Source organism: Clostridium sp. C1, assembly GCF_018223625.1.
Taxonomy (GTDB): Bacteria; Bacillota_I; Bacilli_A; order Erysipelotrichales; family Coprobacillaceae; genus Allocoprobacillus.
In genome coordinates, this window is the sequence record NZ_CP073631.1 from 2,619,563 (window position 1) to 2,636,341 (window position 16,779).

Consider the following 16,779-nt stretch of genomic DNA (forward strand, 5'->3'; position numbering starts at 1 on the left):
ATATTTAAGATCATATTATTTTTAATGAAGACGTTGTTAATAATGTTATGCTTCATCTATGCTGATTCATATATTCTTTTAATATAGCTAAAGTTATATTTTTTGCAATTATAGAAGATTTGATACTGTTTTTTTCAAAATTTTCAACACCTTTGTGCTCAGCAGTATCAGTAATACAGCGAATTGAAAGAAATGGTATTTTGTTTACATAGCATACATGAGCAATACTGGCTGTTTCCATATCAACTGCTAAAGGGGCGAATTCATCATTGATCTTTTTACGTCCCATATCTGTTATAAAAGCTTCTCCTGTCACAATTCGTCCCCAAAAGACATTATTTTTTGATTCTATGTTTTTTACAGCACTTTTTGATATTTTTATCAATTCTTGATCTGCTTTAAAAAATACAGTTTTTAGCCATGGATGAAATTCTGTTAAAGTATCTTGTGCAACATCGTGATAACAAACTTCAGTAGATATAACAGTGTCAAATATTTTCAATTTTGGATTCATTCCACCAGCGGTTCCTGAATTTATAACCATATTGACATTGAAGTGGTCAATCAATATTTGTGTTGCGATGGCAGCATTGACTTTACATACCCCAGAAAATAGAGTAACAACTTGCATACCATCAATTTCCCCTTCGTAAAATTTAAGCATTGCTTTTTTGATGATATTACAATTATCTATCATAGATAGAAAAGGAGCAAGTTCATCATCAGTGGCACATATAATTCCAATTTTCAAATTTATCCCTTCTTTCGTTTATATAAATAAAATTTTCTATTAAATAGACAATATCAATTTTTTACATAAGATTTTGTAAAGAGAATATTTTTGTTTATTGACCATAAATATTGAACAAAAATCAGTTTTTTCATGTAAAAAAAAGGTTATTTACCTTTAATTGCATTATATCATGTGATTATAGGTCTTTCCATTTCTTTTTTTACTTTTGAAAAGATACTTCATAACTTGCTTTTGACAAAAGAATTTCTATAACTTTTTAATGATTGTTATATATGACTCTTGTGTTCGTTATTATTTTTTATTTCATTTTTAAACACTCTTATTAATAATATTTTATTTATTCTTGTATATCATCCTATTAAAATATAAAGTGAAGAATGACTATATATTCTAATTACCTCATATAATCAAGGAGATTTATTTAGAAAAACTTAAGAAAAAATTCATGGCTTTTCCATATAAATATGATAAGATTAAAAACAGTGATATACAGAATGGGTGATGAAATGGATAAAGTCAAGGGATTAACAAATCAAGAAGTACAAGAACAAATGCAATTAGGTCATGTTAATATTTCACCAAAGCCATTGGTTAAAACACATAGACAGATTTTTTGTGAACATATTTTTACACTCTTTAATGCATATAATTTTGTAATTGCTTGTGCTTTAATTTATGTCCAAGCATGGTCAAGCTTATTTTTTGTATTGATAGTGACTATGAATACAATCATTCATATTTATCAAGATATACGTTCACGACAGATGGTAGCACGTTTGAATTTAATTATTTCACCTAAAACAAAAGTTTTACGTGAAGGACAAATATATGAAATAGATAATGAAGACATTGTTCTTCATGACGTCGTGCTTTTTGAAACGGGACAACAAATATCAGCAGATAGTGTCGTGTTAGATACACCCATTGAAGTTGATGAATCATTGTTGACTGGAGAAGCCGATCCTGTTTTTAAAGATGTGGGAGATCATTTGTTGTCAGGAAGTTTTGTCGTATCTGGAGCATGTCATGCACGTGTTGAGCATGTAGGAATAGATAATTATGCAACCAAAATAGCAAATGAAGCAAGAAAGCGTAAACCTGTGATTTCTGATTTAGTTGTGACTTTTAAAAAAGTCACACGTTTAACAAGTATGCTTGTTTTGCCTATTAGTATTTGTTTGATATATCAGGCTTTGGGAATTCGTAATGAAACATTAACATCAACTATTGTGAATACTTCAACAGCCTTACTTGGAATGCTTCCAATTGGTTTAGTTTTACTTACAAGTGTTTCATTAGCGACAAGTGTTGTCAGATTAGGAAAACGCAAAGTGCTTGTACAAGAGATGTTTAGTATTGAAACATTATCACATGTCGATGTGTTATGTCTGGATAAAACAGGAACATTGACACAGGGGAAAATGAAAGTACAAGATGTTTATACTTTTGAAAATCAATGGCATGATCAATTTATGAATATCATGAATTCATTTGTGAAAGGAAGTCTTGATAATAATGCGACCTTTTTAACGATGAAAGATTATTTTCAAGGAGAAGCACCTTATTCACCTTTGCGTAGAATATCTTTTTCTTCGGCTAGAAAATGGAGCGCTTTGGAACTGGAAAAAGTGGGTACTATTATTGTTGGAGCACCAGAAATTATTTTACCAGACTTGATATTACCGCTATCTATTGAATCAGCGAAACAACAAGGTGCAAGAATTTTGCTTGTAGCCAGACACTTTGATTTCGATAGTTTTCAAGACAATATGGAGCAAAGTACAGCTTTAGGCTTAATAGTTATATCTGATCCGTTAAGAGAAGATGCGAAAGAAACAATACAGTTTTTTAAAGAAAATGATGTTGATGTGAAAATTATTTCAGGCGATCACCCTGTCACTGTCAGTGCTTTAGCTAAACAGGCAGGAATTGAAAATGCTCATAAATATATTGATGCTTCTACACTTACAACACCAAAAGAATTAGAAGATGCGATTATGAATTATCATGTGATTGGACGTGCCTCACCTTCACAAAAACATAAGATGATTCTATGTTTACAAAAACATAAACAAAAAGTCGCTATGACAGGCGATGGTGTTAATGATGTTTTGGCTTTAAAAGATGCTGATGTATCGATTGCGATGGGCTCTGGTTCAGATGCAGCTAAACAGATTTCACAGTTTGTCGTGATTAATGGGGAATTATCAACAATGGTAGATGTTGTCAAAGAAGGTAGACTAGACATTAATAATGTTACACGTTCAGCATCTATGTACTATTTAAAAACAATCTATACAATACTTATTTCTATGACTTGTATTGTTTTAAACATGCCTTATCCATTTATACCTTTTCAAATGACATTATTAGATAACTTTGTTGAAGGATTTCCTTCATTTATGATTTTATTTGAAAAAAATATATCTAAACAAAAAGAATCTATTGGTAGATATACATTACGTTATTCATTTCCTAATGCTATTGCGATTGTGTTATGTGTCATTGCATTAAAGTTATTAGCCCCAGTTCTTTCGTTATCATTGAATCAAGTTTTTACTATTCTGTATTACACAACAGCTATATTATCTATTCATATGATTTATCGTATATATAGCCCTATTAATCTTTATCGAACAGTTGTCTTAATTATAGATATTATAGCATTTGTTCTTGTTTCATATATCACATATGATTTATTACAACTTGCACCTGTGAGTATGCAATTATTCCAGTATATTTTGATTGTGCTGATATTTGGCTTAATGATATCAACATGCATATCTCAAATTGTCATTCGTTATTTGAATGCGCATCCTCAAGACTAGGCTTAGCCTAGTTTTTTGATTATAACTTATGTTAAAATAGGAATATAAGGATAGGTGATATTGATATGAAGGCAATGATTATTGATGATGATGCAGAATTTATAAATCAATTAAAAACATATTTAAATCAGACATTTAAGAATGTACAGATAGATACTTATATATCTTTTTGTAATGAGATTTATAATCAAGAATATGATTGTGTATTTTTAGATGTGATGTTAAAGGAGGGAGAAAGTTTTGAATATGGTATGAATATTTCAAAGCTCTATCCTCGTACTATTATTATTTATATTTCAAGTATAGATCATTTTGTTTATGACAGTTATCAACAAAATACATTTTTCTTTATTAGGAAATCACATTTTGATGAAGATTATTACAACTTTGTCAAGAAGTATCAAAAAATGCATTTGCAAGTTCAAGCAACGTTTTCTATTATTGTTCAAGGTATTCATATCAATATTAAGCAACAAGACATTATTTATGTAGAGTCATTGCGTAATCAAATTATCATTCATACATCTATGCAAACATATACTTCATATCAGACACTTAAACAAACATATCAAGAATTAAATCATCATTATTTTTATAAATTAAATAACCATATCATTATCAATTTAGATTATGTTATAAGTATACAAAAACAGCATATTGAACTGGTCAAGCAAATTTGCATTCCTTTTACTCGAGGGAGTAAAAAACCATTTATACAAAGATATTTGCAATATAGGAGTCAACATATATGGAATGGATAGGTTTAAATGTAATAGGTTCTTTATTACAAACATGGTTTGTAACAGAACTGTTAGATATAAAGAAAAATATGAGCTGGTTTTATAGAATAGTGATGGTTATTATAAATGTGAGTATTGTAACAATTTATGGATTAACAGATATTTCTGATATCCCACTAGTATTTATTCTTTTTATTTTAAATTTTATTTTAGCATATATATTTACTTATAATAAAGTTAGTGAAATATTGTTTGTTGTGATGTTGGAAAATATGTATAGTTTGACAATGAATATAATATTATTATTTATTAATGAATTATGTTTATTAGAATTGGATATTTATTATACTAAGATTTTTTATTTTGTATTAGGGTTTTTCTTTTTGAAAAGATTAAAAGTTATGCGTGTTACTTTGCACCAAACGAATGACTATATTTTGATTGTTATTTTATTTGGCTTATATTGTGTATCTTCATTTTTTACACAAGAATATCTTGTTTTAAAATCTAATACGCCTGAATTAATAAAAATGTTTGGAATCTTATTGTTATGTTTATTAAGTGTTTTTATACTCTTACTCTATCTGTTTGATTTAAACAATAAAAAAGAAAAATATGAAAAATTAAAACAAGAATTTAAAAATGAACAAGCATTACTTCATATCTATGATCAATTAAAGATGACAAAACATGATTTAAAACATGATTATCAATTAATCGATCATTATTTAAATCAAAAAGCTTATGCAAAGATTAAAGAGTTAATAAATAATCGAAAATACATTATTACATCAATACCTATATTTGTGAAAACGAAAAATGAACTTATAAATGCAATCATCAATAATAAAATTATGAATGCAGACATGAAAGATATTAAAGTAGAATGTTTGATAAATGTCCCCCAAAGTTTGCCTATCCAAGATTATGTTTTAAATGATTTGTTGTCCAATGTTTTAGATAATGCGATAGAAAACTGTCCTAAAAAGGGTTTGATAAGACTAAATATTATTTATGAGCAACCTATTTTACATATACAAGTGATTAATGATATAGATTTTTCTTTTGATCAGACACTGAAAACAAAGAAAGATAAGCAAAATCATGGATATGGATTAAAAAGTATACGTAGAATTGTTCATCAATATCATGGTGAAATGAGCATTCAATATGATGATAAATTATTTATTATACAACTTTCTTTATTACTACAATAATACGATTTATCCTTAAAAATAACGGTTTATCATTGTTTTATTTCAATTTAAAATGATTTTCAATATAGTAAATATGAGAAGAAAGGTATATTGGATAAAAGGAAAGATCGGTGGTATTATGCTAGAGATGAAACATATATGTATAAAATATAATAATCATGTTGTTTATAATCATGCTTATTTTTGTGCTAAAGATAATGAATTGACTGTTGTTGTTGGAAAAAGTGGAAGTGGGAAATCTACTCTGCATGAGTTATTGACTTTTCAAAGAACTGGAACTTATGAATATTATTATAATGATGAAAATATTGCTTATCTGAATGAGAATCAACAACAGAAATTTGTTCAAACGCATATGGGGATTGTGAATCAGATACCTGCATTTATTAATGATTTAAAAATGAAAGATCATATTGCATTATGTCAGTCATTATTTCATGGATATGATGTTGATGAACTAGCAGAGCAGTTGGAAATCAAGCATACATATTCTCTTTATCCTCAACAACTATCTGGGGGAGAAAAAATAAGAATGAGTATTTTATTGGCTTTGATTCATCAACCAGAAATACTTGTTTTTGATGAACCGACTGCATCTTTAGATAAACATCATACGCAATTGATTGTAAAACTGCTTAAAGATTATGCTCATCAAGGACATACAGTTATTATTTTTACTCATGATGCATTATTGAAAAAAGAAGCTGATGTTGTTTATCAGATAGAAAATTGCCAATTAACACAAAGTATAGTCAGTGGTCCTCAAACGATTGAGATGAAACCGCCTATTTTAACAAATTCTAAACATTATACACAATATTTATATAAAATGTTTGAACATCGCAAGTTATTAAAAATAACTATGATTATTTTTGTTTCTTTGTCGATTGGATTATGTAGTTTTTCTATTTTATATGGTCAATCAGTTATTCAAAAGTATGCAGATCAGTTGGATCCTTTGAATAAAGGGGGTATATTTTATCATGAGTATTCTCTAATGGATACTGATCCACCTTCTATTGGTGAGGAACTGGACGCAGTCAAAGAACTGTCACATATAAAGATATGGCCATTTGTTATTGATCAAAATTGGGAAAGTAACTTAAATGAAAATGATGAATACATGATCCTAAGAATATATCAAAACGGGCATTTAGAAAACCAATCAAAAATAGAAACAAGTATCGGTGCTTTTTCTGTTGCATCATATAATGAGAATTATGATTATAAAATAAATGATGTGAAAGAAATTAATAATGATGAAGGTGTTTATATCTCGTCTGATTTTTTATATTTTTTAAAGACAGGTCAATTTATAGAAGATTTTGTTGCTCATAAAGATGAATTAGAAAGAATGTGTCAAGAAGTTAATGAAAAGACAGAAGTAGAAATTCCTATCAACGTCCCTGTTTACCGTATGATAGATAATGATATGGATGATATTTATTATAAGACAGTAAATGTTAAGATGAAAATCAAAGGGATTATAGAAACACCTTATTCATTTTCTATGTCTTCTATTAATGGTATTTTAGATGTTGATGTTTTTTATCCTTTTAGTGTTATAGAACAATATCAAAAAGAATTATCAAAGACAATACCAGAAGATGCCGTACCATTTTATTATAATTATTATCAGTTTGTAGTAGAAGATGGTTATGATTTTCATGAGGCTAAGGAAGATATAGAGGCTTTAGGTTTTAAAGTTTCATCTACATATGACGAAATTTATACGAAAGTTCAAATTGTTAAACAATTAAATGAAAGTATTTTTATGATTTCAGGGTTAATTATGCTCGTTGTTTTAATGTTATTCTTTGGAGTCAAATATAATCAAAAACAAGATTATGTTGATTTTATTCACTTCTTTACAAGACGTGGATTAACAGTTTCACGTTCAAGAAAAATGTTGGGAATTTATTTTTTGTATGAGAGTTTGATTTGTATGATTTTATCTATTGTTTTTATGTTTATAATTGCATATGTATTTTTTGCTTTATTGTATAATGAAGTCTTTATTGTTCGTCCATCATTCTTTGCATTCTGTATTATTTTAAGTTTATGTATAGAAATAGGGATACCTATGCTTATATTAAGGGGGATTAGAAAATGATTAAATTAACACATCTATCTTCTCGTTATAAATCAAAGAAAGTGAAAGAACAAAGTATATGGATTCCTGAACATCATTTAACGTTTATTCAAGGATTGAGTGGGAGTGGAAAATCAACTTTATTATATAAATTAGGTTTGATTTCAAAGGATCAAAAGTATCATTATATGTATCATGAACAAGATTTAACAGCTCTTAATCAACGTCAACAAGCAGGTATGAGAAGATATTCTATTGGATATGTTTTTCAAGATTATGGATTACTTGAAAATATGAGTGTTGGGGAATGTTTAAAATATTACAGTTATTTAAGTTCTGTAAAATTTGATGAAATGAAGATGCAAGAATTATTACATAAGGTCCATCTTTATTGTCATTGGAAACAAAAGATTATGACTTTATCAGGTGGTGAAAAGCAAAGATTGGCTATTGCTTGTGCTTTGTTGAAAAAACCAGAAATTCTCATTTTAGATGAACCGACAAGTGCTTTAGATGAAAAGAATGAAAGAGAAATATTTCAATTATTAAAAGATTTATTGCATACAGAAGAATGTACAATTATTGTTGCTAGTCATAGTTATGTGGCTGAAGAATATGCTGATTGTATTTATGAGATGAATCAACAAGGCATTGTTTTAAAGAAAGAGTGCCTAGATAATCCCATTCAACTGATACACAAGTCAAAACATCATAGATGGCCATTTCTTTTATATTATTTAAAAATTCATTTTCAAAATGAAAAACTTATGAATATGATGATGGTGGTTGTTTTGATATTTGGTAGTTTAGGAACATTAGTGATTCAAAAATCAATGAATCAGGCACAAGCTGGTGTTGACCAAAAGATGCAACGTATAGCTGATTTTCAAATCATGATTGAAACGAGTGATGTTTCACAAAAATTAGGTGCATATGATGAGGCTTCTCCATTATCTGTAGATTTGCTGGAGAATATTCAAAATTATGATGGAGTTAAAAAAGTTTATCCATTTTATAATTTATCAGTTCAAGTTGATGGTCAACAAATTCCTGTTTATCCTTTATATCCCGAAAATCAGCTTACAGGGAAAGTATTTCAGACAATTCAAGAAGATAGACATCTTTATCCTTCTTATCATAGTGTTTATACAATGATTCATGATCAAAATGAGTATCATTTTTCAGATTTTACTTTTAATAATAAAATAAAGGTTGATAAAGAAATACCTGTGAGTGGTATTATGGCAATAGGTTTGAATGTAGCTTATGATAGTTCATTGGATTATATGTTGATGAATTATGAAGATATGGAATCATTAGCTTTACAGGCAGGGGTTCAACCAGTAAAAAGTGCTTCTGTTATATTTTGTGAAAATATTAATTCTTTGTATCAAGTAGAGGATTATATCGTAAATCATAGTGAAAATGTGAATATCAATGATCAATTTCAAGATACTGTATTATTAATCAATACAAAAAATGAAACATTGAGTATGTATACAATGGAAAAATATATTACAATTGTTTTGTTTACTTTGATTTTTATGTATATGTGTTACTGGTCACTGAAAAGACGTGAAAAAGAATTAACTATATTAAAGGCTAATGGTGTGATGTTTGATGAGTTTATTGTTCTTTTGAATCTGGATCAAATTTTTAAAATGTTTATATCATTGGTGGGTGTATTGATATTATCTTGGATTATTCAAATTCATTATTTAGAGATGATAGTTATTTTGGGTATTATTTATGGTTTGTCACTTTTGTGTTCTGTCATATTGTCTTGTGTTATGGTGAAAAATGTAAATCCTGAAAAAATCTTTAGAAATTAATCTATTGAAAGCGTTATAATAAAGCGATATAATGTTGCTTAGGAGGATACGGGAAATGAAAAGATTATTAAATTGTACAACAAGTGAAATGTTATCAATGAACAAAGATGAATTGAAACAATCTATTTTAGCAAGTGAAGGAAGAACAATTATGACAGAAACAGTTGTGGCTTGTCCACCTTTACTTGGTGATTTAACAAATGCTGAATTAGCTGTTTCTTTTGGTAGTGATATGGTATTATTAAATGTTTTTGATTGTGATCATCCTCATATCAATGGATTACCTGAAACAGATGAACCAGTGAAATTATTGAAGAAATTAGTAGGTAGACCAGTGGGATGTAATTTGGAACCTATTGATGAAAATGCAAAGATGATGGAAAACAGATTAGAGATTTCTCATGGTCGTCATGCGACAAAAGAAACATTTATGAAAGCAAAAGAATTGGGATTTGATTTTATCTGCTTAACAGGAAATCCTGGAACAGGTGTAAGTAATGCTTCTATTGAAAATGCGATTAAACTTGCAAAAGAATATTTTGGTGGAATGATTATTGCTGGTAAAATGCATTCTTCAGGAATTGATGAAGCCTTAGTTGATTTAGATAGCATTGAAAGATTTATTGATGCGGGTGCTGATATTATCTTAATGCCTGCTGTTTATACAGTGCCTGGTTTATCAGAAGAAGAAGTCAGAGATGCTTGTAAATTAATTAAATCTAAAGGGGCTTTATCATTAAGTTCTATTGGAACTTCACAAGAAGGTAGTGATGAAGGAACAATTAGAGAAATCGCATTAGTGAATAAACGTTGTGGTATTGATATTCAACATATTGGTGATGCTGGATGGTGTGGTATTGCTTTACCTGAAAATATTATGGCATTATCTATCGCCATTAGAGGTAAACGCTGGACATATCATAAAATTGCATCTTCAGTGAATAGATAAGGATTCTCAGGAATCCTTTTTTTCTTAGATGAACGACTTTTCTTGAGATGAAGGGTTCTTTTTTATAAAATAAAAGAAAGAAGACTTTTTTAAAGGAGAGTGTGAAATATGGATCATTATAATATTCAAAAATATGGAATTCATACAACGGGAAGTGTTTATCGAAATATTCCTGCGGGTTCATTAATTGAAAAAGCATTAATAAAAAAAGAAGGGCGTTTAAGTCGTGCTGGATGTTTATGTGTACATACAGGTGAAAGAACAGGACGTTCCCCTAAAGACAAATATGTTGTGGATACACCTGCAGTCCATGATAGAATTGCTTGGGGAAAAGTGAATCAGCCTGTTTCTAGAGAGCAGTTTGATCAAGTTTATCAAGCCATTGTTCAACATTTTAAGGATAAAGATTTGTATATCTTTGATGGTTATGCAGGAGCTAATCCCAAATATTCTTATGGTTTTAGGATTATTAATGAAAAAGCAAGTCAAAATCTTTTTATTTCAAATTTATTGATTAAACCAACACCACGTGAATTGCAACATTTTCAAGAAGATTATCTGGTATTAGTTGCTCCTGACTGTCATATTGATGCATCGGTTGGTTTAAATAGTGATGTGGCTGTTATCATTGATTATGAAAAACAAATTGTATTAATTGCTGGAACGGGTTATTCTGGAGAAATTAAAAAGAGTATTTTCTGCGTTATGAATTATATGTTACCTCAGCGTAATGTTTTTACAATGCATTGTTCAGCAAATATTGGCGAAGATGGAAATACAGCATTGTTTTTTGGTTTATCTGGTACAGGAAAGACAACTTTATCAACAGATCCTCATCGTAAACTTATTGGTGATGATGAACATGGTTGGTCACGTACATCGGTTTTTAACTTTGAAGGGGGATGTTATGCAAAATGTATTAATCTTTCAAAGAAAAATGAACCAGATATATGGGAAGCTGTGAGATTTGGTGCTCTAGCAGAAAATGTAAGTTTATTTGAAGATACGAGAATCATTGATTTTGATGATGATTCGATTACTGAAAATACACGTGTGGGATATCCTTTGAATTTTATTAAAAATATTGAGCCTAGTGGTATGGGACCTATCCCTAAGACAATATTCTTTTTGGCTGCTGATGCTTTTGGGGTTTTACCGCCTATTTCTAAGTTGGATATGAATTCTGCGGTCTATCACTTTGTATCTGGATATACAAGTAAACTGGCAGGAACAGAAAATGGTGTTAGTGAACCACAGGCAACTTTTTCAACGTGTTTTGGTGAACCATTTTTGCCAATGGACCCATTGCTTTATGCAAAACAATTCCAGAAACGTATGACAAAAGCGGGTTCTAATGTTTTCTTAGTCAATACTGGATGGGTTGGTGGATCATATGGGGTAGGACGACGTATCCCATTAAAATATACAAGAGCTATGATTGAAGCAGCTATTAACGGTGAGTTGGATTATGTCAGTTACGAAGTTGATCCATTCTTTAATTTGAATATACCTTTATTCTGTCCAGGAGTACCAACGGAATTATTAAATCCACGTACAACATGGGTAAGTAAAGATGCTTATGATTTAACTGCTCAAAAGCTGGTTGAAATGTTCCAAGAAAATTTTAAACAATATCATCATTTCCCAGAAGCAATTATTCATGCAGGACCAGGTGGAAAAGTGAATAATACATTTTAGTGGCAACTTCGTTTGCCACTTTTTAGTATAGAAAATAAAAGAAAAAGGCATACTATGTATGAAAATAATTATGTATAAAAGTTGCTTTATGGTAAGAAACATGATATTTTATATATAGTTAGACAAAGCTAACTATATATAAAATATCAATTTGATAAAACAGGAGGATATGAAAATGAGTAAAATTATAAGTGTTTATGCTAGAGAAGTTTTAGATTCACGTGGAAATCCAACAGTTGAAGTAGAAGTACAAAGTGAAAATGGTTCTTTAGGTAGAGCTATTGTTCCTAGTGGGGCATCAACAGGTGTTCATGAAGCTGTTGAATTAAGAGATAAGGATGCAAACAGATATTTAGGATTAGGTGTATTAAATGCTGTTCAAAATGTCAATGATGAAATTGCGAAAGCAGTTGTCGGTGAAGAAGTGACAGCACAAAGAAAAATTGATCAGATGATGATTGATTTAGATGGAACGCCAAATAAAGGACGCTTAGGTGCCAATGCGATTTTAGGAGTCTCTTTAGCAGTCGCAAAATGTGCTGCTGATGAATTACATGTCCCATTATATCGTTATATTGGTGGAGCGAATGCGCATGTATTACCTACTCCAATGATGAATATTATTAATGGTGGAGCACATGCTGATAATAATGTGGATTTCCAGGAATTTATGATTATGCCAGTGAATGCACCATCATTTAAAGAAGCTATTCGTATGGGAGCAGAAGTTTTCCATGCTTTAAAGAAAGTTTTAAAAGGAAAAGGTTTAAATACTGCTGTTGGTGATGAAGGTGGTTTTGCGCCTAACTTAGCATCTAATGAAGAAGCAATTCAAACAATCTTAGAAGCTATTGAAACAGCTGGATATAAACCTGGTGTTGATGTGAAATTAGCTATGGATGTCGCAAGTAGTGAATTCTATAAAGATGGAAAATATACATTACCAGGAGAAAACAATAAATCATTTACTTCTCAAGAACTTGTTGATTTCTATGTTGAACTTTGTGATAAATATCCAATCATTTCTATTGAAGATGGATTAGATCAGGATGATTGGGAAGGATGGGATTACTTAACTGAAAAATTAGGTGATCGTGTTCAATTAGTTGGTGATGACTTCTTTGTTACAAATACAAAACGTTTACAACAAGGTATTGAAAGAGGTGTTGCTAACTCTATCCTTATTAAAGTCAACCAAATTGGAACTTTAACAGAAACATTAGAAGCTATTGAAATGGCTCAAAAAGCAAACTATACAGCTGTTGTTTCACATCGTTCTGGAGAAACAGAAGATACAACAATTGCTGATATTGCAGTAGCGACAAATGCAGGTCAAATTAAAACAGGTTCTGCTTCTCGTACTGATCGTATTGCTAAATACAATCAATTAATGAGAATTGAAGATGAATTAAAGAATCAATCTTGCTATGCATCTACAGAAGCATTTTATCAATTAAATCATAAATAATAACAAAAGAAGTGGAAAGGCTGATATATAAGTCTTTCCTTTTTTTTGAAAGTTTTATAGACATTTCTTTGTATATTCTTTACAATATCAAAAGAGATTAGTGAAGAAAGGATGGGAAAATATGAAAAAAGGCATTTTTAGTCTATTGCAAAGAATTGGTCGTTGTTTGATGTTGCCTATTGCCGTATTGCCCATTGCAGGTCTGTTTTTAGGGGTAGGAAGTTCACTGACAAATCCTACGACAATTGCTTCGTTGCATTTGGAATGGGTCATGGGTGAAGGAACTTTTCTTCATGCTTTCTTATTATTGTTAAAGGGTGTAGGGAATGTTTTATTTGAAAATATTCCATTACTGTTTGCAGCATCCGTTGCTTTGGGAATGGCGAAAAAGGCCAAAGAAGTTGCAGCCTTATCTTCTATTATCGCTTTCTTTGTGATGCATGCCAGTATTAATGGGATGTTAACTTTAACGGGTGTTATTGAAAATAATCAGATTGTACAAAATGTTCTAACTGGAAGTATTGCTAATGTTTGTGGAATTCTTTCTTTACAGATGGGAGTCTTTGGGGGCATTATTGTTGGATTGGGTGTTAGTTATTTACATAATCGTTTTTATGATATTCAATTACCTGATATCTTCTCATTTTTTGAAGGTGAAAGATTTGTACCTATCATAGCAGCTATTGTCTATTTGTTTGTTGGTGTTATGATGTTTTATATCTGGCCTGTTATTCAGTCAGGTATATTTGGTTTAGGAAAATTCATTGCAGATTCAGGTTATTTTGGTACTTTTATTTATGGTATTTTAAAAAGAGCATTAGTACCATTTGGATTACATCATGTCTTTTACATGCCATTTTATCAGACGGCGATTGGCGGTTCCATGATGATTAATGGTACTTTGGTTGAAGGTGCACAAAATATCTTTTTTGCGCAGTTATCTGATCCAACATTAACGCATTTTAGTAGTGAAGCGACAAGGTATTTTTCCGGTGAGTTTATTTTGATGATGTTTGGTCTACCTGGAGCGGCTTTAGCTATGTATCATTGTGCTAAGCCTGAGTCTAAAAAGGTAGTAGGTAGTCTTTTGCTTTCAGGAGCATTAACAAGTTTTTTGACAGGAATTACAGAACCGATTGAATTCACATTTGTCTTTGCGGCACCACTCTTATTTGGATTACATGTTTTTTTAGCAGCCACAACCTTTGTTGTTGCGCATGTTTTTAAGATTGCAATTGGATTTACTTTTTCTGCCAGCAGCATTGATTTTCTTGTTTTTGGTGTTTTACAGGGCAATGATAAAACGCATTGGATATTGGTTATTATCTTTGGTTTGATTTATTTTCTATTGTATTATTTGAGTTTTCGTTTTTGTATTTTGAAGTTTGATTTAAAAACTCCAGGACGTGAAGAAAATCAAAAACTGACTATCTTTAAAAAACCTCAATATGATTATTCTTTTGATAAATCATACCTTGATCCACAATGCCAGCGCATCATCAAAGGATTAGGTGGTAGACATAATTTTGAGGATTTGGATTGTTGTATTACCCGTTTAAGAGCAACTATTTATGATCGTGATAAGGTCAATGAGGCTTTGTTGAAACAGGCGGGAGCGGCAGCTGTGATGTTACAGGGAGATAGTATTCAGATTATTTATGGACCTAAGGCTTCTTCCATCAAGACCAAACTTGATGAATATCTGGCACATGTCCCTGAAAAATATGATTATGAAGAAAAGAGTATTTCTTATTCTCAAAATAAGATAGAATTGAAGAATGTTGTTGATGGCGAAGTCTTGCCAATAGAAGAGGCGGCTGATGATATTTTTTCACATAAACTTTTAGGTGATGGCATTATGATTCAACCAGATAATGGGACAATTGTGGCACCTTGTGATGGTGAAATATCAATGATTTATCCAACAAAGCATGCTATCGGTATAAAAAGAGATGATGATATTGAAATTTTATTGCATTTTGGTACGAATACCGTTAACTTAAAAGGTGAAGGATATCAAGTGATGGTCGAACTGCATCAAAAAATCAAAACAGGAGATGTTTTGTGGCAGGCAGATTTAGCATATATTCAAGCTCATGCGACTGATGCCAATATTATGCTGGTTGTGACTCAATCACCTGAAGAAACGACTTTGAAAAAGTCTTATGGATATATGCAACAAGGAACAAAAGTTCTAGAGATTTACGATTAGGGGAAGAGAAGGATGTATACAATTATAAAAGTGCTGAATAATAATACTGTTTTAGCCAAACATGATCATGAAGAAATCATTGTCATGTTTAAGGGGATTGGTTTTGGCAAAAAGGCTGGTGAATGTCTAGAAATACCGCCACAGGCTAAAAAATATCTGATGCAAAAAACTTATCAGTCAAAAGATCGTTTTCAAAATATTATTGAATATATTGATCCGATATATTTAGAAATAGCAGATGAAATTTTAAAGAGAGCTGAAGCCAGATTTGCAAAAATAGATTACAATATTTTATTACCACTAGCAGACCATATCTTTTTTACAATGAAACGTATGAAAGAGAATATTTTACCATCCAATCCATTTCATTACGATATTCAGTTGTTATTCCCTGATGAATATGAAGTTGCTCAAGAAGCAAGAGACATTATTTTTCAATATACATCTCAAATGATTAATGATGATGAAGTAGGATTTATTACATTACATGTGCATTCTGCGGTATCAACAAATAAAGTTGTTGAATCCATGGAAGCAACACGTATTATTCACGAACAAATCTTACAATTACAAAAAGATTTAAATATTGTCATAGATGTTCATTCTATTTCTTATGCCAGATTGATGAATCATATCAAGTTCTTGATTGTGCGTATTAATTCAGGTGAGAAACTACAAATGGATATTAGTGAATTTACGAAAGACAAGTTTCCTTTTGCCTATCAGCAGGCACAACATATGTGTCATTCATTATCAAAAATACTCAAAAAAGAGATGCCAGAAACAGAAGTTGGATATTTAGCATTGCATTTAGAAAGAATTTTATCAAGTACAGTTCAGTAGTGTTTTGATAAAAATATTCAAATTCTTGACAAGGGTTTGAGAATATGGTAGCCTATAACTAGAAAAAAGAATATTTAATAGTGTGTTACTGTTAGGCAGGCATGAACTATTTTGATTGAGAATATAACAGGATGATTGTATTCTCA

At 30.3% G+C, this 16,779-nt stretch carries 11 protein-coding genes; 10 read left to right on the top strand and 1 reads right to left on the bottom strand.

Annotation, left to right across the window (positions count from 1 at the left end):
• Window positions 1–52: 52 nt before the first annotated feature.
• Window positions 53–751 carry a 5'-methylthioadenosine/adenosylhomocysteine nucleosidase gene (locus KEC48_RS14020; protein ID WP_211963115.1) on the bottom strand — a complete coding sequence of 233 codons (699 nt, stop codon included), beginning with the start codon at window positions 749–751 and terminating at the stop codon, window positions 53–55.
• A 467-nt stretch (window positions 752–1,218) separates the two neighbouring features.
• Between KEC48_RS14020 and KEC48_RS14025 the strand changes: the two genes are divergently transcribed.
• The 10 genes from KEC48_RS14025 to KEC48_RS14070 all read left to right on the top strand — a co-directional run bounded on the left by KEC48_RS14025 (window position 1,219) and on the right by KEC48_RS14070 (window position 16,633).
• Window positions 1,219–3,582 (top strand): HAD-IC family P-type ATPase, encoded by a 2,364-nt coding sequence (locus tag KEC48_RS14025; RefSeq protein WP_211963117.1) that lies wholly within the window; start codon window positions 1,219–1,221, stop codon window positions 3,580–3,582.
• Window positions 3,583–3,647: 65 nt separating this feature from the next.
• Window positions 3,648–4,343 (top strand): LytTR family DNA-binding domain-containing protein, encoded by a 696-nt coding sequence (locus tag KEC48_RS14030; protein WP_211963124.1) that lies wholly within the window; start codon window positions 3,648–3,650, stop codon window positions 4,341–4,343.
• Window positions 4,331–5,539, top strand: a complete 1,209-nt coding sequence (locus tag KEC48_RS14035) for an ATP-binding protein (RefSeq protein WP_211963126.1) — start codon at window positions 4,331–4,333, stop codon at window positions 5,537–5,539. The genes KEC48_RS14030 and KEC48_RS14035 overlap by 13 nt, the downstream gene beginning before the upstream one ends.
• Window positions 5,540–5,657: 118 nt before the next feature.
• On the top strand, window positions 5,658–7,652 hold the full coding sequence (locus tag KEC48_RS14040; protein WP_211963128.1) for an ATP-binding cassette domain-containing protein: 1,995 nt from the start codon (window positions 5,658–5,660) through the stop codon (window positions 7,650–7,652).
• Entirely contained in the window at window positions 7,649–9,463 is a 1,815-nt protein-coding gene (locus KEC48_RS14045) for an ABC transporter ATP-binding protein (protein ID WP_211963130.1), read from the top strand. Before KEC48_RS14040 ends, KEC48_RS14045 begins: the two co-directional genes overlap by 4 nt.
• 55 nt (window positions 9,464–9,518) lie before the next feature.
• Window positions 9,519–10,412, top strand: coding sequence for a PEP phosphonomutase (locus KEC48_RS14050; RefSeq protein ID WP_087357645.1), 894 nt, complete (start codon window positions 9,519–9,521; stop codon window positions 10,410–10,412).
• Between the two features lie 108 nt (window positions 10,413–10,520).
• Window positions 10,521–12,110, top strand: a complete 1,590-nt coding sequence (gene pckA, locus KEC48_RS14055) for a phosphoenolpyruvate carboxykinase (ATP) (RefSeq protein ID WP_211963132.1) — start codon at window positions 10,521–10,523, stop codon at window positions 12,108–12,110.
• A 175-nt stretch (window positions 12,111–12,285) separates the two neighbouring features.
• Window positions 12,286–13,578 (top strand): phosphopyruvate hydratase, encoded by a 1,293-nt coding sequence (eno, locus tag KEC48_RS14060; protein WP_211963134.1) that lies wholly within the window; start codon window positions 12,286–12,288, stop codon window positions 13,576–13,578.
• A 121-nt stretch (window positions 13,579–13,699) separates the two neighbouring features.
• The gene (locus KEC48_RS14065; RefSeq protein ID WP_211963135.1) at window positions 13,700–15,790 is read left to right on the top strand and encodes a PTS transporter subunit IIABC; all 2,091 of its coding nucleotides are present in this window, start codon (window positions 13,700–13,702) and stop codon (window positions 15,788–15,790) included.
• A gap of 12 nt (window positions 15,791–15,802) precedes the next feature.
• The gene (locus KEC48_RS14070) at window positions 15,803–16,633 is read left to right on the top strand and encodes a PRD domain-containing protein (protein ID WP_211963136.1); all 831 of its coding nucleotides are present in this window, start codon (window positions 15,803–15,805) and stop codon (window positions 16,631–16,633) included.
• Window positions 16,634–16,779: the final 146 nt, after the last annotated feature.

What these genes read in the sequence shown, in the direction of transcription:
- KEC48_RS14050 (WP_087357645.1), top strand. Translation starts at nt 9,519, where the DNA reads ATGAAAAGATTATTAAATTGTACAACAAGTGAAATGTTATCAATGAAC.
- KEC48_RS14070 (WP_211963136.1), top strand. Translation starts at nt 15,803, where the DNA reads ATGTATACAATTATAAAAGTGCTGAATAATAATACTGTTTTAGCCAAA.
- KEC48_RS14040 (WP_211963128.1), top strand. Translation starts at nt 5,658, where the DNA reads ATGCTAGAGATGAAACATATATGTATAAAATATAATAATCATGTTGTT.
- KEC48_RS14030 (WP_211963124.1), top strand. Translation starts at nt 3,648, where the DNA reads ATGAAGGCAATGATTATTGATGATGATGCAGAATTTATAAATCAATTA.
- eno (WP_211963134.1), top strand. Translation starts at nt 12,286, where the DNA reads ATGAGTAAAATTATAAGTGTTTATGCTAGAGAAGTTTTAGATTCACGT.
- pckA (WP_211963132.1), top strand. Translation starts at nt 10,521, where the DNA reads ATGGATCATTATAATATTCAAAAATATGGAATTCATACAACGGGAAGT.
- KEC48_RS14045 (WP_211963130.1), top strand. Translation starts at nt 7,649, where the DNA reads ATGATTAAATTAACACATCTATCTTCTCGTTATAAATCAAAGAAAGTG.
- KEC48_RS14065 (WP_211963135.1), top strand. Translation starts at nt 13,700, where the DNA reads ATGAAAAAAGGCATTTTTAGTCTATTGCAAAGAATTGGTCGTTGTTTG.
- KEC48_RS14025 (WP_211963117.1), top strand. Translation starts at nt 1,219, where the DNA reads ATGATAAGATTAAAAACAGTGATATACAGAATGGGTGATGAAATGGAT.
- KEC48_RS14035 (WP_211963126.1), top strand. Translation starts at nt 4,331, where the DNA reads ATGGAATGGATAGGTTTAAATGTAATAGGTTCTTTATTACAAACATGG.